This window comes from Cupriavidus sp. GW822-FHT02D05 (assembly GCF_058802485.1).
Genome location: NZ_JBXAOE010000010.1, coordinates 63,727 through 80,898, shown reverse-complemented (window position 1 = coordinate 80,898; position 17,172 = coordinate 63,727). Strand labels below are relative to the sequence as shown.

Here is a 17,172-nt window from a genome sequence, read left to right as displayed (position 1 = left end):
AGTGTTATATCGGCAATTTGAGCAGACTGCCAATCCCCTCTTACGTTGGGGTACAGCAATGTCGCATGAAACATACATGGGATTCAAAGTTTGTAACAGACATCTCCTTGTCATGTGATTTGCATCAAAACTGTTACGCGTATGTAACAGAGGAAAAGCTCTAAAATGGCGCGTTAGGTCATCCCGCCCGAGGGTGTACTAGTCGCATTCCTCTATTGACGGGTCGGTCTCACTGCACTAGGACCCTGCGCAGCCATGCCGCCACCCGTGCGAACAGGTCGTCGGGCTCTTCGCGGAACAGATGCGGGCAGGTTTGCTCCACCTGCTCCATCACGCGTGCAGCCTCTTCGGCACTCACAGTGCCATAGTCCATCGATAGCCCCAGCAACGCACGCAACTCGCCCAGCCGCGAGCGTGCCGTGCCTGCGGTGCGCTCAGTCTGCACCATGTACATGAGGTCGTAGACCCGGCGGCGCAGGCTTTCCGCGACGCGCCATGCCGGTGTCTGCATCTGCTCCTCAAGCGTGCGGATATCCACCGCCGAGGTGGCCAGCTGGGATGCCAGGGGATCGGTAAAGGCCAGGTCGGCCCCGGCGTCCTCCAGAATCTGCCGGGACCAGTCACGGGCGTGCGCAAGGCGTTCCTGGGGCGTCCACTCGTAGCGCACCGCCAGGCCATAGCCATAGCGCTGCGCGTCGCGCATCAGGGTCGCCATGGCATTGGGCAACTGCTTGTTGAACACGCGCTTGGCCCAGGCGTATTCCCCACCCGAGAGCAGCCGCGTGACGGCACGCTCGGTCAGCGGGCCGTCATGGTGAAGCAGGCGCGCCCGCAGGAAATCATCGAAGCCGGGCGGCGTGAACTCGTTGTCCAGCCCGGTCGAGAGCTTGACGAAGTGCTCGAACTCGGCACGCAGCTTGGCCGCGGCTTCTTCGGGCAGCGCCAGGGTGATTTCAGTAGTCATGATATGCAGATCCGGCTATGCCGCTGACGGTGGGAGCACCTTGTTCGCCGTCAGAAAGCGCTCCAGTCGCCGCTTTCCGAGGCAACCAGGGCTGCGGGACGCGCGGCGCGCGCCGTAACCGGCGCAGGCATATCACGTCCGCCCTCGCGCTCATCCTTGTCCACCGGCGCGGGCTCGGCATGACCGGACTCTTCGTGGCGGGAGGCCGGTGCCGACGGCTCCATGCGCTTGGGCTTGGCCTTGGGCGCAGCGATCACCTTGGGCTGCGGCGCTTGCACGCGCGAGCCGGCAAAGGCATCCGTTTCGGCCAGGCGGAAACTGGCTACCGAGGATTGCAGGCGCGTGGCCTGGTCTTCCAGGGAACCGGCGGCAGCCGCGGCCTGCTCGACCAGCGCCGCGTTTTGCTGCGTCACCTCGTCCATTTGCGCCACGGCCTTGTTGACCTGCTCGATGCCCGAGCTCTGCTCGGCGGACGCCGCGCTGATCTCGCCCATGATGTCTGTCACGCGCTTGACCGCCTGCACGATCTCACCCATGGTGTGCCCGGCCTGGCCCACCAGCGTCGAGCCGTTGTCCACCCGCGCCACCGTGTCGCCGATCAGGCCCTTGATTTCCTTGGCCGCATTCGCGCTGCGCTGCGCCAGGCTGCGCACCTCGCCTGCCACCACCGCAAAGCCCCGGCCTTGCTCGCCGGCGCGTGCGGCTTCCACTGCCGCGTTCAGCGCCAGGATATTGGTCTGGAAGGCAATGCCTTCGATCACACCAATAATGTCGACGATCTTCTTGGAGGCATCGTTGATCTCATCCATGGTCTTCACCACGCGGCCCACCACTTCGCCACCCTTGACCGCGGTCTCGGAGGCGTTGGCTGCCAGGCCGCTGGCCTGCCGCGCGTTGTCCGCGTTCTGGCGCACCGTGCTGGTCAGCTCTTCCATGCTCGATGCGGTTTCTTCCAGCGAGGCCGCCTGCTGTTCGGTGCGCTGCGACAGGTCGCTATTGCCCGCGGCGATCTCACGCGAGGCGGATGCGATCGATTCCGCGGAATCCTTGAAGTCACGCACCATGGCCGAGAGTTGCTGCTGCATCTGCCGCATGGCGTGCAGCAGGCTGTCCTTGTCGCCCGCACGCAGTTTCACGTCGGCCGAAAAGTCACCCTCGGCGATACGCGAGGCAATATCCACCGCGTAGGCCGGCTCGCCGCCCAGCTGGCGCGACAGCGTACGGGCCAGGAGGGCGCCCAGCAGCACGGAGACGGCCAGGCCACCCAGCACCAGGCCGAGCATCCACAGGCGGGAGCTTTCGTAGACGCCACGTGCTTCGTCCATATTGGCCAGCGCGCGATCGTCGCGGCGCTTGACCATCTTTGCCATCACGTCTTCGAGCGCGCGGCTATCCTTGATCAGGTCGGCGCTTTCGCTAAAGACCTGGCTTTCAAACTGCGAGGTATCGAGCGGCTGCTTGCTGACGAGCGCCACATACTTGCCCAGGCGCTCACGGTAGGCCGGCAGCAGGGTATCGAATTGCTTGACGAGGGCGATCCCCTCCGGCTGGTCGAACGCCGGGCGCGCACGCTTCATGCTCTCGTCCAGCAGGACCAGCGACTTTTCGATCTGCTCCTTCTCTGCAGCGCGCTCGCCCATGGTCGAAGCCGACAGCAGCGCAATCTGCGCGCGGCTGGAATAGAGCAGGTCAATATTGCCGCTCTGCACCGCCTTGAGCGCCTGCAGGTCGCCGTGATAAATCCGGCTGGTCCAGTCCGTCATGCGTCCCATATTGATGACGCCCAGCAGACCCATCACCGCGCCGATAAGCGACACGACCAGAAAGCCAACGACCAGCTTGGTCGTGACGCGGAGCTGATTGAACCATTGCATGCAGACTACCTCTTTTTTCTGAATGACTTGACCGGGGCCTCATCTGTCCGCTGCCGGCGGGTTGCCGGCAGTGCGCACGACAGGCGCTACTTCTTTTTCTAGAACACGCTTTCAGGCCGATTGCCTCGACACTGCTTGATCTCTTTCTCTTTTCAGGCTTGCGCCAGATGCAGCGCATCGCCCTGACGGGCGCGCACCGGCCGTGCTTCAGGGCGCAAGCTGACGCGGAAGGTGGCTACCGCATCGCGCAAGCGCCCGGCCTGGTCTTCCAGTGCGCCGGCCGCGGCCGCGGCCTGCTCCACCAGTGCCGCGTTCTGCTGTGTCACCTCGTCCATCTGGGCCACGGCCTTGTTCACCTGCTCGATGCCCGAGCTCTGCTCGGCGGACGCCGCGCTGATCTCGCCCATGATGTCCGTCACGCGCTTGACCGCCTGCACGATCTCGCCCATGGTCAGCCCGGCCTGGCCCACCAGTGCCGAGCCGTTGTCCACCCGTGCCACCGTGTCGCCGATCAGGCCCTTGATTTCCTTGGCCGCGTTCGCGCTGCGCTGTGCCAGCCCGCGCACCTCTCCCGCCACCACCGCGAAGCCCCGGCCCTGTTCGCCGGCCCGCGCGGCTTCCACCGCCGCGTTCAGCGCCAGGATATTGGTCTGGAAGGCAATGCCTTCGATCACGCCGATAATGTCGACGATCTTCTTCGATGCACCGTTGATGTCGTCCATGGTCTGCACCACGCGGCCCACCACTTCGCCGCCCTTGACGGCAATCTCGGAGGCGTTGGCTGCCAGGCCGCTGGCCTGCCGCGCGTTGTCCGCGTTCTGGCGCACCGTGCTGGTCAGCTCTTCCATGCTCGATGCGGTTTCTTCCAGCGAGGCTGCCTGCTGTTCGGTGCGCTGCGACAGGTCGCTGTTGCCCGCGGCCACCTGGCGCGTGGCCGTGGAAATGCTCGCCATGCCCTCCTGGATCTCGCCCACCACCGACAGCAAGCTGCGCTGCATCGTGCGCATGGCACGCGCCAGCGCCCCCACCTCGTCGCTCGCGCGGTAGTCCAGGCGCGTGGTGAGATCGCCCGCGCCCATGCGCAAGGCAAAGTCGAGCATGTCCTGCACCGGCCGGTTCACGCGTGCCAGCAGCAGCGTGCCGCCGATAAAGGATGACGCGACCGCCAGCCCGAAACCGCCCCACAACCAGGGCCGCAACTGGCTCGTGGCTTCTGCCCCGGCCAGCGCCTCGAAGGCCAGCAGCGCCGCGAGGAACCACACCAGGCCCGCCGCCTGCGACAGCAGGATGCGCCGCTTGAGCGTGATCTTGCCCAGGCGTGCCGGCAGCCCCGCCAGGCCCCTGCGTACCACGGCACCATCGCGCACGGCCAGGCCCGAGCCGCCGCCCTCGCGCAGGCGTGCGTAAGCGGCGCCTGCTGCCTCGACCTGCTCGCGCTGCGGCATCGAACGCACCGAGGTATAGCCCACCAACTGGCCGTCGACGACCGTGGGTGTCACCGTGGCACTGACCCAGTAGAAATCACCGTCCTTGCGGCGGTTCTTGACGATGCCGACCCACGAGCGTCCGGCCTGAATGGTCTTCCACAGGTCGGCGAATGCCTCCGGCGGCATGTCCGGATGGCGGACCAGGTTGTGCGCGGCGCCGAGCAATTCCTCGGCCGCGAATCCGCTGGCCTCGATAAAGGCGCGGTTGGCGAACGTGATGCGACCCTTCAGGTCGGTCCTGGAGATCAGGTAATCGTCTGCGGAGAGCTTGTACTCTCGGGAGGTAACGGGTTGATTATTTCGCATGGATGGAAGACTGCATGGATCGGGCTCTCGCTACGTGCGGCCGCCTCAGCTGGCCGCGGCTGCCTCGATGGCCGCGAGTTCTTCGGTGTCTAGCAGTTTCTCGATGTCGACGAGGATCAGCATGCGGCTTTCGACCGAGCCGATGCCGCGGATGTAATCCGTCTCGCCGGAGAGCTGGGGTGCCTGCCGGATCTGGCCCGGCGCCAGCGTCAGCACGTCGGACACACCGTCGACCACGATGCCGGTGGTGCGATCGTGCAGGTCGGCGATGATCACGACCGTGTACTGGTCGTAGTTGACCTTGTCCTGGCGAAACTTGATGCGCAGGTCGATGATCGGGACGATGATCCCGCGCAGGTTGACCACGCCCTTGAGATAGGCGGGCGCATTGGCAATCTGCGTGACGTTCTCATAGCCACGGATCTCCTGCACCTTGAGGATGTCGACGCCGTACTCCTCGCCGCCCAACCTGAACGCGAGGAACTCTTCCCCCGCGCCCTCTGTCTTGTTCCCGGCTTTCATTTGCTGGCTCCCGCTGCAATGACCGGCCATGCGGCGCTGCCAAAGCCGCAGCCGGCCGGCCCGCGGGCGGGCAGCCAGGCCGAGACTCAGCCTGCGACGAGGCACGAATATCGTTTACCTCTTAACGGCAGTCCTGGACGTGACTGAAGGGCAACAATGCCAAGGCATTTACCCTACCTTGGAGGGGTCTAGCAGCGCATTCACGGCTTCCATCAACTGATCCGGATCGAACGGCTTGGCCAGGAAGCCGGACGCGCCGGCCACGCGAGCCTGCTCGCGCACCTGGCTGTCGGCCTCGGTGCTCAGCATCAGCATCGGGATGGCGGCATAGGCAGGTTTCGCACGCAGCGTGCGGATCAGGGTCAGGCCGTCCGTTCCCGGCATCACCTGGTCGGTCACCAGCATGCCGAAGTCAGCGTCGAGGGCCAGCGCCAGCGCCTCGTCGCCGTCGGCGGCTTCGGACACGGCGTAGCCCCCCGCGCGCAGGCAGGCGCCGATCATGCGGCGCAAGGAGGGAGAATCATCGACGACTAGAATATGAGGCAAAGACATAGCGGCTCCGTTGACAGCACGATGGTGAGTCCACAAGCCGGGGTTCTGGCACGGTGGACCGATGTTCCTGCGGACGGGGCTGCGGTGTGCGGCGATGCGCGACTGGCGTGGCCGGTGCAAACAACGCCCCTTTGGGGCATATCGGCAGCGGCGGCCGAATCCGTAGCACGGTTGCGTCGATCGGCGGGATTTGTGGCATTTGTTACCCCACGAGCATGGGGTGCATCTGGCGGCGGCGGGTGGGCATACTACGGCCTCGCCGTAAAATGGCCCGCGCACCGGCGGGCCATGGCACGCCTGCGCTACCCGCGACTGAGGCACTGCAATACCATCGGAACGTGATCATGTCGAACTTGCCAGGCCCGCAGTGGAGCAAACGGGATACCCCTGACCCGCGCCAACCCGACAAGCTCACCGTCTTCGTCCAGGGCGCCCCGGACGCATTGCTGGCGTCGCTGCCGGATTTTGGTGGATGCCTGCACTGGGTATCGCGGCGCCCGCGCCAGCCGGCCGATGCGCAGCTTGTGATCGTGGAGCGGCAGATCAACGCTACCACCGCCCAACGCCTGCGCTCCCTGCGCCATCCCGATCGCCTTGTGCTCACATTGCTGGTCGACGGCCTGCCACATGCCGCCAGCGGCTGCGGGCCCATCGTGCCGACCACCGCCGAGGCGCTGCCGCATACCCTGCAGCTGCTGGCTTCAGTGCTGTTCGCGCCGGTGCTCAGCGACGGGCCCATGCCTCTGAACTGGCGGGACGTGCAGACCGTGGCCAATCGCGACGCCATTGGCCTGCCCTTGCACCTGGACACCAGCAGCGAGGCCGGCATGTCGGATGAGCTGCTGATGCAGCTGGCGCGCTTTCATGGCCGCACGCGGATCGAGCCGGAGGCGCTGCTGGCGAGCATCTACCTGCCGCGCGGGCTGCCGTCGCTGGTTAGTTGCAGCCAGCAGTTGCGCCGGCTTGGGGCCGTTACAGGGCATCATTGCGAGACCCGGTTTGCCTTGCTGGTGCCTGAGAGCGGGCGGTTTACCCGGCTTTTGGCGTTGTTTCCGCCTGGAGGCGCGTTACCGGAGCCGTTCACGCCCAGAAAGTGAGGTTTGACGGCGAGGCGTCATTCGCCCGAATCGCCCGAATCGCCCGAATCGCCCAAATCGGCCGATTCTCCTCACGCTCCCGATAACAAATTGGCAAACGTGACCGGGTCCAAGGGATGCGACAGCAAGTACCCCTGCGCCTCGTCACACCCCATCCCCGCCAGGATATCCAGTTGCGAATGCGACTCCACGCCTTCGGCCACCACCCGCATCTTCAGCTCGTGCGCCAGCGCCACCATCGACCCGACAATGGCCCTGCCCTGCGCATCGACATCCAGCCCGCCAATCAAGGTCCGATCGATCTTCAGCGTCCCGACCCGCAAGCGCTTGAGATAACCGAGGCTTGAATAGCCACTGCCAAAGTCGTCCAGCGCCACGTGGATGCCCAGCGCCTGCAGCTCCAGCAGCGTCTCCAGCGATTGGGCGATGTCCTTCATCGCCGCGGTCTCGGTGATCTCGAGCGTGACAGCCGATGGCGGGATGTCATGCTGGTGGATCTGCTCGAGCAGGTACTGCGGGAAGTCGCGGCTGGCAAAGCGCAAGCCGGAGACGTTGATGGCCACCGGCACCACAGGGATGCCGTCGTCCTGCCACTGTCGGATCTGCCGGCAGACCGTGGCGATCACCCAGTCGTCGAGCTTGTCGATCTGGCCGGACTGCTCCGCCACCGTGATGAACTCGGCGGGATTGACCTGCCCCAGGGTCGGATGGCGCCAGCGGCATAGGGCCTCGGCGCCGATCACGGTACGCTGGCGCACGTCGAACTTCGGTTGGTACTGCAAGGCCAGGCCATCGTCCTGGATGGCCAGCCACAGGTCGCGGCGGATCACCCGCATGCGCCGGGCGCGTTCACCGGCTGCCGAGTTGAATACGCGCACCTGGTTCGAGCCGCTCTCGCGCGCCTCGCTCAGGCTCACGCGTGCCGCCTGCATCAGGGCCTCGGAGGTTTGCGCATCGCGCGGGTAGATGGCAATGCCGATGTTCACGCCGATCTGCATCTGCAGGCCACGCGCGGCCACGAACTCCGCGAGCGAGCCCAGCAGGCGCGCGCCCAGCTCATTGGCGCGGCTCTGGTGCACCATCTCCGGCACGCCGACCGCGAATTCGTCCCGCGCCAGGCGCGCCAGGAAGTCGTGCGGCTCCAGCGCTGCCTGGGCCAGCGCCCCGGCATCCTGTGCCAGGATATCGTCGGCGCGCACCTCGAAAACCTCATCGACCTCGCGAAAATCAGCGATATGCACCAGCAGCACGGCGCAGCTGGTCTCGGCCAGGCGCGCCTGGGCGATCGACTGGTCGAGCCAGCGCGCAAAGCCGGTGCGGTCCGGAAGGTCCGTGCTGACGCTGTACTCCCCGACCGTGCCATGCCCGCGCGCGGTCGCTCGCACGGTCAGGCGGCCCGGGATACGGCCACGGCGCCGCATCGGCACCGTCGGCCCACCGCTGCCGGCGATGCCACCGGTACCGGCCGGATGGTCCTCGAACATCTCGTCCAGCGCATGGCTCTGCGGGCTTGCGAAACTGCCGCTGCTGGCCAGCCGCCATCCGGGCAAGTTGGCGCGGCGCAGGGCGAAGAATCCCAGCGGCAGCAAAAGCAGCGCGCCCGCCGCCATCCAGGCCGGCGGCATGAACCTGCCGGGATCCAGGCACAGGGCGGACGGGTGCGGGGCCTCGCCGCACAGGGTGCTCAGGCGCATGCCGGCAGCCACCACCACGCCGGCGCCGGCCAGTGTCATCGCCAGCGCAGCACCACGCAGTGGCACGTTGCGGCGCAGCCAGGGAAAGGCAAGCGTGAGTGCGGCCGTCGCGACGAGTGCCACCGCGGCCTGCGACACGTCGTGCGTGACGCGCAGGCTGCCGGAACCCAGCGCGACCCATAACGGCAGGCCTACGGAAGCAGGGGAGAGCAGCAAGACCGCCCATTGCAGCGACCGGGCCGGCCCGCTAGGCAGCTCCCGGTCCGGCTTGGCTGCACGTATCCCCAACCCGACCGCGAGGCCGGATAGGGCAGCGAGCAGCAGAAGGCTAGCACTCATGTCAATAAGGAAGCTGCGCAAAAATTGGGGGCGATGGCGCGACGATCCAGGCGATGCGGGCGCAAAACCCGCATCATCGCATCACACGCGCTTCCCCGGTGATGAAAACGGCGGCAAACGTTCAACCATGGCTCAGAACGCGCTCCAGTCGTCGCCGCCAGCGTTGGCCGTAGCCATCGCCGGGGCGGCCGGACGTGCCGCGCGTGCCTGGCGCTGGACCGGCGTGCGCGGACGCGCCGGCATGGCCGGCTGGCGCCCGGGTGAACTGCTCGCCGCGGCCTTGGCGGCCACGGGCGCGCGCGTTGCCGGCGGCTGCGCTGCCATCACGTGGCTGCCGGAAAGACGGAACACCGACACCACGCCATTGAGCTTCTGCGCCTGCTCTTCCAGGGCGCCGGCTGCCGCCGCGGCCTCTTCCACCAGCGCGGCATTCTGCTGGGTGACCTGATCCATCTGCGTGACCGCCTGGTTGACCTGCTCGATGCCGCTGGTCTGTTCCTGCGTGGCCGCGCTGATCTCGTTCATGATGTCGGTGACGCGCTTGACCGCGTTGACAATCTCGCCCATGGTCTGGCCGGCTTCGGCGACCAGCTTGGTGCCACTTTCCACGCGCTGGCCGGATTCGCTGATCAGCGCCTCGATCTCCTTGGCGGCGGCGGCCGAGCGCTGCGCCAGGGTGCGCACCTCGCCTGCCACCACCGCGAAGCCGCGGCCTTGCTCGCCGGCACGCGCGGCTTCCACCGCGGCATTCAGCGCCAGGATGTTGGTCTGGAAGGCAATGCCTTCGATCACGGCAATGATCTCGACCACCTTGCGTGACGAGCCATTGATCTCGTTCATCGTATCAACCACGCGGCCCACCACGTCGCCACCCTTGAGCGCGATCTGCGAGGCATCGGTGGCCAGCACGCCGGCCTGGCGCGCGTTGTCCGAATTCTGGCGCACGGCCGAAGTCAGCTCTTCCATGCTGGCGGCGGTCTCCTCCAGCGACGAGGCCTGCTCTTCGGTACGCTGCGACAAATCGAGATTGCCGGTGGCGATCTGCTGCGTGGCCGAGGCGATCGAGTCGGTGCCGCCGCGCACCTGCGAGACGATGTTCGACAGGCTTTCCTGCATGGCGACCAGTGCCTGCATCATGCGGCCCACCTCATTGCGCGACACATTGGTGATACGCGAGGTCAGGTCACCCGCTGCGATACGCTCGAAGACCGCCAAGGCCTCCTCCACCGGCCGGACGATGGCCCGCTGCAGGGTGGTCGTGCACAGCGCGGCCACCACCAGGCCAAAGGCGATCAGCAGGAAGCAGAGCACGCGCACATGCCGGAAGCCAGCTTGCGCGTCATTGAAATTGGACTCGCCGGTACGGTACTGGAATGCCTGCAGTGCCTCGTAGGCCGTTGCCATGCTGCGCTGCAGATCGGGCAAGTCTTTCTTGGCAACCTTGAGTGCCGCGTCCGCGTTGTTCTCCTTCAAGGCTTTTTGCAGGGGCAGGATGCCCTTTTCCATGAATTCCTGGCGCTTGCGGCCAAACTCGGTGGCCAGTGCCTTTTCTTCAGCGTCCTGCGGTAGCGCAGAGTATCGCTTCCAGGCCGCCTCGGCACTGTCGACGAATACCATCGAACGGTCCACCACCGCCTTGGCATCATCTCCCTCTCCCGGCATGACGCCGCGATCGAGGGCCAGGCGCATGCGCGTCATGCCAAGCATGGCCTCGCCCAGCGCTTGCGAGGAGGCTAGCTGGTTGCCATAGGTTTCCTGAAGCGCCTCGTTGCTGTGCGACATGCCATACAGGCCAACGCCGCCAACCAGCATCAGAAGAAGCGACAACATTGCCATTGCGCCGCGCAGCAGAGTTTTGATCTGGATATTGTTATGGAAAGACATGAAGCACCCGATACGGTAAGGAATGCGCAAGGCCTCCACCGGCCCCGGCCCGGCGGATCGACACCCCAGCGACCCGCTCAGGGCAGATAACGGCGGTGCCCCGCGATTCCTTGAGCCGGGTGCCGTGCCCGCCACGCCAGACCGCTCATGGCGGGACGGCCGCGGCGCAGCGCCCTCGCCCTGCTCATTCGCGCTCTCCTGGCACTACCTGAAAACCCTCTCCCGTGGCAAAAAAAGCGCCACCAGCCAGATAGTGCATTGAGCGGCACTCAGCGTCCGGAAAATGCCATCTACCCTCTGAAAATGCAGCGGAGTCTGCCCACGCGGCCACCACTTCCGCGATGAACAAGTCGTAGCGGCCAGCCACGGCTGGCTCGGGAATGACGCGGCACTCCAGCCAGGCGAGGCAGCCGGCCACCAACGGCGCGGCAATTTCCGCCGCCGCGAACGTGGACAGTCCCGCAGCGGCGAATTTGTCCTGCTCGCGGCCGGAACGCGAGCCCACTGCCAGCGTGGCGGCAGCCTGCCCACGCGCGGGTATGTTCAGCGCGAATTCACCGCAGGCATCCACCAGCTCGCGCGTGAGCGTGCTGGCGTCGATCACCACCGCCACTTTCGGTGGCTGGAAATCCAGCGGCATGGCCCAGGATGCCGCCATCACGTTGCGCCGGCCAGCATGGGCGCTGGTGACCAGCGTCACCGGGCCGTGATTCAGCAGGCGATAGGCTTTTGCCAGCCCTACGGGGACGCGCCGGGAAGCGGCGCCGACGTTAATCGAGTCGTCAAGCATGTCGGATACGGATGAAGGTTCGCTCAAACTGAAATCGGATCGGCATTGTTGCAGCAAAAGCACTTTATGACCCTCGCCATTACGAGGGGAAGGGTTATTGCGCAGCGCGAGTGTAAAAAACCGAATCTGCGCCACGCATGGATTTCGGCGAGCCGCCAAAGTGGGCACCACGCCGGAAAATCCGGCCCCATCGATGACCGGCGACCTGCGCGGAAGTTCATTAATTAGATGGAGCAGATGATTTATCAGAATTCTCCCCATCGGGGTTAAAAGCGTTTGCAGGATCGCTTGCGGCCGTTATAATTCATCCGGTTCATCATGCTCACCCAGTAAATCGAGGCTCGTAATGGCGACTTATCAGGAAATTGTTCAGAAAATCAGCGAACTTCAAAAGCAGGCCGAGGAAATCAAGGCCCGCGAGCAGGCTTCCGTCATCGCCGATATTCGCCAGAAAATCGACCAATATGGACTGACCGCGGACGACCTTGGCTTCGGCACCAAGCCCGCCGCCGGCAAGAAGGCAACCCGCAAGGTACCGGTTCGCTATCGCGACAGCGCAGGCAATACCTGGACTGGCCGCGGCAAGCGTCCGGGCTGGCTGACCCAGGCCCTGGCCGCGGGCAAGACCATCGAGGACTTCCTGATTCGCTAAAGTCGGGCGCAACGCCGGGCATGGCGGCCGACTGCGCCGCGAGCCCGCAGGACTCCTGAAGACGGCCGGGCATTTGCCCGGCCGTCTTTATTTCCTGCTGCCCTGTCCTCGCCTCGACACGCCGGAGAAACCGGGCACGCAGATAACGGATGCGCGCCCCGCTTGCCTACGTGCCCGCGCGTCCGCGCCAGGCAGCTTAGCCGGCAAACCCCAGCGGGTTCATCGACTGCCAGCGCCAGGAATCCTCGCACATGCGATCGATGTCGTGCTGCGCGCGCCAGCCGATCAGCTGTTGCGCCAACGCGGGGTCGGCGTAGCACGAAGCGATATCGCCAGGGCGGCGGTCCCCGATCACGTAGGGCACCGGGCGCCCGCTGGCGCGCTGGTAGGCCGCGACCACTTCCAGCACGCTGTAGCCCCGGCCCGTGCCGAGATTGACCGTCAGGCACTGCTGCTGGTCACGCAGGTAGACCAGGGCCGCAAGGTGGCCGGCTGCCAGATCGCAGACGTGGATGTAATCGCGTACACCGGTGCCGTCGACCGTGGGATAGTCGCCACCGTGCACCTGCAGCTTCTCGCGGCGCCCGCCGGCGACTTGCGCCACATAAGGCATCAGGTTGTTCGGCACACCACCCGGGTCCTCCCCGATCAGCCCGCTTTCGTGCGCGCCCACCGGATTGAAATAGCGCAGGTAGGCGATACGCCAGGCGGGATCCGACAGTTCCAGGTCACGCAGGATCTGCTCGCTCATCAGCTTGGTCTGGCCATACGGATTGGTCGCCGACAGCGGAAAGTCCTCCAGGATCGGCACCGCATGCGGATTGCCATAAACGGTGGCGGAAGAGCTGAACACCAGTTGCTTCACGCCAGCCGTGTTCATGGCCGAGCAGAGGGTGAGCAGGCCATTGAGATTATTGTCGTAATAATCCAGCGGTTTGCTGACCGATTCCCCCACCGCCTTGAGTGCCGCGAAATGAATCGCGCCCGAGATCCGGTGTTCGGCGAACAAACGGTCCAGCAAAGCGCGGTCCCGCACGTCGCCTTCGACAAAATGCGGGCGCTGGCCGGTAATCTGCGCAAGACGCTCGACCACGACGCGATTGCTGTTGCAGAGATTATCCAGGCCGATCACGTGATAGCCGGCCTCGAGCAAGGCGACCCAGGTGTGCGAGGCGATATAACCGGTGGCTCCCGTGAGCAGCAAGGTTTCAGACATAGCGATTCATCAAATAGTTGTGAAAAGAGACGTAACAGGCGCCAGGACAGGGCGCACGATGCAACAAGCGAAATCCATGCTTCAGGCTGCAATATCGCGGCGCTGTCCTGGCGGGCGGCAGGCACGCCCCGCCAGGGTTGCCCGCATCGGATCGAAACAGATTGAAAGAGGTTGAAAGAGGGCGGCTAAGCATAGCAGGCCACATCTGTCGCGCCTGTGTCACCGGCACGGCGCACCGGTTTCAGCCCTGCACGTGCCTGCCAGGCCTCAAAAGCGGCACGCAAGCGCCAGCCGGACTCCAGGTCGCGCATGCCGAGACACTGCGCCACCTCGGCCGGGCCGGCTCCGGCCTCGAAATGCAGTGCGCCGCAGGTATTGCGCAGCGTCTGCGGCGACGCGCGCTCGCTGCGCCCCGCCAGCACGCCAGCCTCGTCGAGCAGGATCTCCACACGGCGGTATAGCGAGGCCGCGTGCAAGTGCCGCCCGCTTGGCATGGCCGGAAACACCAGGTTGCCCAGCGTGCCGGTACGGGAGCGGATTTCCATCCAGGCCAGCAGCGCCGCCCGCGCGAAGGCAAAGACCGGCGCCTCGTACGCGCGGCCGTTGTCGGCGCGCACCAGGCGCAGCCTGGCGGCGTCCTCGGCGATGCTGTCGATGCCCAGGCCGCGCGCTTCGCCCACTTTCAGGCCGGCGCCCAGCAACACGGCCACCAGTGCGGTGTCGCGGGCGCGCTTCCATTGGGTGGCCGACAGCGCGGCGCCGTCCTGCCCGGCCGCCAGGGCCGCCGGTGCCAGCACGCGGGCAATCAGGGCATCGCGCTCGGCGGGCAGCAAGAAGGCGGTCGGATCGTTCTCGCCTTCGGCGAGGTGAGCGCGCACCGCCTGGCTGGCCGGGTTGTGCAAGCCGTCCTGCAATAGCGATAGATGGTGGAAGACACGCTCGATCAGCCGCGTGTAGCGGTAACGGTGATGCTTGTGCAGATCCTGCTCATCGAGGAAGGCCCCGATCTGCTCCGCCGACCAGGACAGCGGCGCCAAGCCGCGCTCGCCCGACCAGCGCAAGAGCTTGCCCCACATCGCGCGGTACACCACAGCCGTGCCATGGCGAAAACCGTGGCTGGCCAGCCAGCCATCGAAGGCTCGCTCGGGCTGCTTCCGCCAGGCCTCCAGGTCCGCATCGAACAGGTCGGGGGAGGGCCCGTTGGCGCTCATGTCAGTACTCACTCGCGCTCCTGCATTGGTTTTCGGCAATGCCGCTATTGTAGACAAGTCGCCACAAAAGACAGAGTTCGTTTGACCGCTGCCCAAGCACGGGCGGGCCTCATCCGGCAATCCGGAACGCACCGGTTCCTGCCCTCGCAACGTCAGGCCATTGCATTTGCCGTCGTCTGCTGCTACCTTTCACACATCGCTATGCAACCAGTTGCATAGCGATGTGTAAGCCGCCGCTGCCGTAGCCCCTGAGGGGCCACGGGCAAGCGTTGCGCAGCGTGCCGCAACGGGCGACTCCCACGCCCTCGGCCCAACCGGAGGAGACACCGTGACCCAAGCAACCTTGTCAGCGGCGGCGCAGGCCTCGCTAGCCATCTGGCACCGCATGATCGCCACCCATTCCATGTCCGACCTGGACAGCATCGTGGCGGACGAAGTGGTTTTTCACTCGCCCGTCGCCCACACGCCGTACCCGGGCCGCGTTGCCCTGCGCATGGTGCTGGAATCCGTCAACCAGGTGTTCCAGGACTTCCGCTACCACCGCACGTTTGTCAGCGACGACGGGCGCAGCGTGGTGCTGGAGTTCAGCGCGACGGTCGATGGCAAATCCGTCAAGGCCATCGACATGATTCGTTTTAACGACGCCGGCAAGATCGACGACTTCGAAGTCATGGTCCGCCCGAAGAGCGGCCTGGACGCGCTCGCCGCCGCCATGGGCGCCCGCCTCGCCAGCCAGAAATCCGTGTTGCAGGGCGCCAGCGCCTGAGCGCATCGCCGTTTCCCGTATCCCGTACCCCTATCCGTTCCACTGTATTCACTCTCGCAGAAACGCCATGTCACTTCCCGCCATTCTCCAGAACCGTCTTTCGCTGCCGGTGGTTTGCTCGCCGCTGTTCATCATCTCCAACCCCGACCTGGTGATCGCCCAGTGCAAGGCCGGCGTGGTCGGCTCCTTCCCGGCGCTCAATGCGCGCCCTGGCCCGGTGCTCAACGACTGGCTGGACCGCATCACCACCGAGCTGGCCGAGCACGACGCCAAGCATCCGGACCGCCCGTCGGCACCGTTCGCGGTCAACCAGATCGTGCACAAGTCCAATGACCGGCTCGATCACGACCTGGAACTGTGCGTGCGCTACAAGGTGCCCATCGTCATCACCTCGCTGGGCGCGCGCAAGGAAGTCAACGATGCCGTGCACTCCTATGGCGGCATCGTGCTGCACGACATCATCAACAACACCTTCGCACGCAAGGCCATCGAGAAGGGCGCCGACGGCCTGATCGCGGTCGCCTCGGGCGCAGGGGGCCACGCCGGCGTGCTGTCGCCGTTTGCGCTGCTGCATGAAATCCGGGAGTGGTTCGACGGCCCGCTGCTGCTGTCGGGCGCCATCGCCAGCGGCGACGGCATCCTCGCGGCGCTGGCCGCAGGCGCCGACCTGGCCTATGTGGGCTCGGCCTTTATCGCCACCGAAGAGGCCAACGCGCAGGCCGGCTACAAGCAGATGATCGTCGACAGCACGGCGTCGGACATCGTCTACTCGAACCTCTTTACCGGCGTGCACGGCAACTACCTGCGCCAGAGCATCGTCAATGCCGGGCTCGATCCGGAAGCGCTGCCGCAATCGGATCCGTCCAAGATGAACTTCGGTTCGGGCAGCGCCAAGGCCTGGAAAGACATCTGGGGCGCTGGCCAGGGCGTGGGCGCCATCAAGCGCGTGGTGCCGGCCGCCGAACTGGTGCGCCGCTTTGCGGAGGAATACGCGCTGGCGCGCCGCCGCCTCGGGCTGGCCCCGGCAGCGGCTTACGCCAACGGCGCGACGGCGGCCGACCTGGCCTGAGCGCGTTATTGACGGTGGCCAGCGCGCCGCAGCGCCTGGCCACCTGTCCGATCCCCCTATTGCCGCCCGTTTCCACGCATTTCCCATCCGCCGGGCGCGATCGCCCGGCGCGACTTCAGGCCGCGTCGTCCTGCTTATCCAGCAGCGGCAACAATTCCTCGGCCCACGACACCCAATCCTCTTCATACCGGATGCCGCGCTTGAGCAGGGCGTGCTGCACCTGTTGCGCGCGCGTGGGCTGCGCGGCGGAGAAATCGCGCCGCTCGATCTGGCGATAGGTCTCGAGCCGCTCGCGGTGCAGGCCGATCAGCCGCGCCATCTCCGGCCTCAGCCCGAGCGGGCCCACGACAGCATCGGCGCGCAGCTTCACCAGGATTTCATCTCGCACGTCCAGGCCGGCGGTAGGCGCCAGCACCCAGCGCGCCAGTTCGTCGCGCCCTGGCGGCAGCACGAAGTAGACCTTCTTGCGATTCCTGGCGTCGCCCTCCCCCTCATCCGCGGCAATCCAGCCGTGCTCGGCCATGCGGCCCAGCTCCCGATAGATCTGCTGATGCGTCGCATGCCAGAAATAGCCGATGGAGCGGTCGAAGCGGCGAGCCAGCTCGTAGCCGGAAGACGGTTTTTCCAGAAGGGAGGTCAGGAGTGCGTGCTGAACGGACATGCGGGAAGCGTGACGTGGAGGCCGGTCGCCCGGTGGCGGCATATGGCTGCCGCCATGGCTTTGGGTGGCGAGCGCCTATGGTAGCGCA

Annotated in this window: 15 protein-coding genes; 4 read left to right on the top strand and 11 right to left on the bottom strand. The window is 65.8% G+C overall.

Annotated elements, in window-relative coordinates; all coding sequences use genetic code 11:
• Window positions 1-229: 229 nt before the first annotated feature.
• The 5 genes from AC1RQK_RS15080 to AC1RQK_RS15060 all read right to left on the bottom strand — a co-directional run bounded on the left by AC1RQK_RS15080 (window position 230) and on the right by AC1RQK_RS15060 (window position 5,705).
• Entirely contained in the window at window positions 230-964 is a 735-nt protein-coding gene (locus AC1RQK_RS15080) for a DUF4088 family protein (protein WP_492371337.1), read from the bottom strand.
• Window positions 965-1,014: 50 nt separating this feature from the next.
• The gene (locus AC1RQK_RS15075; protein WP_492809615.1) at window positions 1,015-2,838 is read right to left on the bottom strand and encodes a methyl-accepting chemotaxis protein; all 1,824 of its coding nucleotides are present in this window, start codon (window positions 2,836-2,838) and stop codon (window positions 1,015-1,017) included.
• A gap of 152 nt (window positions 2,839-2,990) precedes the next feature.
• Window positions 2,991-4,631, bottom strand: coding sequence for a methyl-accepting chemotaxis protein (locus AC1RQK_RS15070; protein WP_492371335.1), 1,641 nt, complete (start codon window positions 4,629-4,631; stop codon window positions 2,991-2,993).
• Window positions 4,632-4,676: 45 nt separating this feature from the next.
• Window positions 4,677-5,153 carry a chemotaxis protein CheW gene (locus AC1RQK_RS15065; protein ID WP_492371334.1) on the bottom strand — a complete coding sequence of 159 codons (477 nt, stop codon included), beginning with the start codon at window positions 5,151-5,153 and terminating at the stop codon, window positions 4,677-4,679.
• Window positions 5,154-5,321: 168 nt separating this feature from the next.
• On the bottom strand, window positions 5,322-5,705 hold the full coding sequence (locus AC1RQK_RS15060; RefSeq protein ID WP_492371333.1) for a response regulator: 384 nt from the start codon (window positions 5,703-5,705) through the stop codon (window positions 5,322-5,324).
• A 344-nt stretch (window positions 5,706-6,049) separates the two neighbouring features.
• On the opposite strand from AC1RQK_RS15060, the gene AC1RQK_RS15055 reads away from it, so the two are divergent.
• Window positions 6,050-6,802: a hypothetical protein gene (locus tag AC1RQK_RS15055; RefSeq protein WP_492371332.1), complete on the top strand. Its 753-nt coding sequence runs from the start codon at window positions 6,050-6,052 to the stop codon at window positions 6,800-6,802.
• Between the two features lie 71 nt (window positions 6,803-6,873).
• Here the strand turns inward: AC1RQK_RS15055 and AC1RQK_RS15050 are convergent, their stop codons facing one another.
• The 3 genes from AC1RQK_RS15050 to AC1RQK_RS15040 all read right to left on the bottom strand — a co-directional run bounded on the left by AC1RQK_RS15050 (window position 6,874) and on the right by AC1RQK_RS15040 (window position 11,509).
• Window positions 6,874-8,835 carry a putative bifunctional diguanylate cyclase/phosphodiesterase gene (locus AC1RQK_RS15050; protein ID WP_492809612.1) on the bottom strand — a complete coding sequence of 654 codons (1,962 nt, stop codon included), beginning with the start codon at window positions 8,833-8,835 and terminating at the stop codon, window positions 6,874-6,876.
• Between the two features lie 132 nt (window positions 8,836-8,967).
• Complete coding sequence (locus AC1RQK_RS15045) at window positions 8,968-10,719, bottom strand: methyl-accepting chemotaxis protein (RefSeq protein ID WP_492809610.1); 1,752 nt, start codon at window positions 10,717-10,719, stop codon at window positions 8,968-8,970.
• Window positions 10,720-10,903: 184 nt separating this feature from the next.
• Window positions 10,904-11,509 carry a flavin reductase family protein gene (locus tag AC1RQK_RS15040; protein WP_492809783.1) on the bottom strand — a complete coding sequence of 202 codons (606 nt, stop codon included), beginning with the start codon at window positions 11,507-11,509 and terminating at the stop codon, window positions 10,904-10,906.
• 346 nt (window positions 11,510-11,855) lie between these two features.
• On the opposite strand from AC1RQK_RS15040, the gene AC1RQK_RS15035 reads away from it, so the two are divergent.
• Window positions 11,856-12,161 carry an H-NS histone family protein gene (locus AC1RQK_RS15035; protein WP_043357044.1) on the top strand — a complete coding sequence of 102 codons (306 nt, stop codon included), beginning with the start codon at window positions 11,856-11,858 and terminating at the stop codon, window positions 12,159-12,161.
• A gap of 196 nt (window positions 12,162-12,357) precedes the next feature.
• Here AC1RQK_RS15035 and galE read toward each other — a convergent pair whose 3' ends face one another.
• Together galE and AC1RQK_RS15025 are read right to left on the bottom strand one after the other, a co-directional pair.
• Window positions 12,358-13,377: a UDP-glucose 4-epimerase GalE gene (gene galE, locus AC1RQK_RS15030; protein ID WP_492371329.1), complete on the bottom strand. Its 1,020-nt coding sequence runs from the start codon at window positions 13,375-13,377 to the stop codon at window positions 12,358-12,360.
• Between the two features lie 185 nt (window positions 13,378-13,562).
• Window positions 13,563-14,588, bottom strand: coding sequence for a tyrosine-type recombinase/integrase (locus AC1RQK_RS15025; RefSeq protein WP_492371422.1), 1,026 nt, complete (start codon window positions 14,586-14,588; stop codon window positions 13,563-13,565).
• 385 nt (window positions 14,589-14,973) lie between these two features.
• Between AC1RQK_RS15025 and AC1RQK_RS15020 the strand changes: the two genes are divergently transcribed.
• Entirely contained in the window at window positions 14,974-15,354 is a 381-nt protein-coding gene (locus AC1RQK_RS15020) for a nuclear transport factor 2 family protein (protein ID WP_220810808.1), read from the top strand.
• 67 nt (window positions 15,355-15,421) lie between these two features.
• The gene (locus AC1RQK_RS15015; protein ID WP_174424123.1) at window positions 15,422-16,423 is read left to right on the top strand and encodes an NAD(P)H-dependent flavin oxidoreductase; all 1,002 of its coding nucleotides are present in this window, start codon (window positions 15,422-15,424) and stop codon (window positions 16,421-16,423) included.
• A gap of 115 nt (window positions 16,424-16,538) precedes the next feature.
• Here the strand turns inward: AC1RQK_RS15015 and AC1RQK_RS15010 are convergent, their stop codons facing one another.
• Entirely contained in the window at window positions 16,539-17,084 is a 546-nt protein-coding gene (locus tag AC1RQK_RS15010) for a PadR family transcriptional regulator (protein ID WP_150993161.1), read from the bottom strand.
• Window positions 17,085-17,172 lie beyond the last annotated feature (88 nt).

Excerpts from the sequence above, each read along its gene's own strand:
- AC1RQK_RS15070 (WP_492371335.1), bottom strand. The coding sequence starts at position 4,631 with ATGCGAAATAATCAACCCGTTACCTCCCGAGAGTACAAGCTCTCCGCA.
- AC1RQK_RS15010 (WP_150993161.1), bottom strand. The coding sequence starts at position 17,084 with ATGTCCGTTCAGCACGCACTCCTGACCTCCCTTCTGGAAAAACCGTCT.
- AC1RQK_RS15060 (WP_492371333.1), bottom strand. The coding sequence starts at position 5,705 with ATGTCTTTGCCTCATATTCTAGTCGTCGATGATTCTCCCTCCTTGCGC.
- AC1RQK_RS15075 (WP_492809615.1), bottom strand. The coding sequence starts at position 2,838 with ATGCAATGGTTCAATCAGCTCCGCGTCACGACCAAGCTGGTCGTTGGC.
- AC1RQK_RS15035 (WP_043357044.1), top strand. The coding sequence starts at position 11,856 with ATGGCGACTTATCAGGAAATTGTTCAGAAAATCAGCGAACTTCAAAAG.
- AC1RQK_RS15045 (WP_492809610.1), bottom strand. The coding sequence starts at position 10,719 with ATGTCTTTCCATAACAATATCCAGATCAAAACTCTGCTGCGCGGCGCA.
- AC1RQK_RS15055 (WP_492371332.1), top strand. The coding sequence starts at position 6,050 with ATGTCGAACTTGCCAGGCCCGCAGTGGAGCAAACGGGATACCCCTGAC.
- AC1RQK_RS15025 (WP_492371422.1), bottom strand. The coding sequence starts at position 14,588 with ATGAGCGCCAACGGGCCCTCCCCCGACCTGTTCGATGCGGACCTGGAG.
- AC1RQK_RS15015 (WP_174424123.1), top strand. The coding sequence starts at position 15,422 with ATGTCACTTCCCGCCATTCTCCAGAACCGTCTTTCGCTGCCGGTGGTT.
- AC1RQK_RS15040 (WP_492809783.1), bottom strand. The coding sequence starts at position 11,509 with ATGCTTGACGACTCGATTAACGTCGGCGCCGCTTCCCGGCGCGTCCCC.
- AC1RQK_RS15065 (WP_492371334.1), bottom strand. The coding sequence starts at position 5,153 with ATGAAAGCCGGGAACAAGACAGAGGGCGCGGGGGAAGAGTTCCTCGCG.
- AC1RQK_RS15080 (WP_492371337.1), bottom strand. The coding sequence starts at position 964 with ATGACTACTGAAATCACCCTGGCGCTGCCCGAAGAAGCCGCGGCCAAG.
- AC1RQK_RS15020 (WP_220810808.1), top strand. The coding sequence starts at position 14,974 with ATGATCGCCACCCATTCCATGTCCGACCTGGACAGCATCGTGGCGGAC.
- AC1RQK_RS15050 (WP_492809612.1), bottom strand. The coding sequence starts at position 8,835 with ATGAGTGCTAGCCTTCTGCTGCTCGCTGCCCTATCCGGCCTCGCGGTC.
- galE (WP_492371329.1), bottom strand. The coding sequence starts at position 13,377 with ATGTCTGAAACCTTGCTGCTCACGGGAGCCACCGGTTATATCGCCTCG.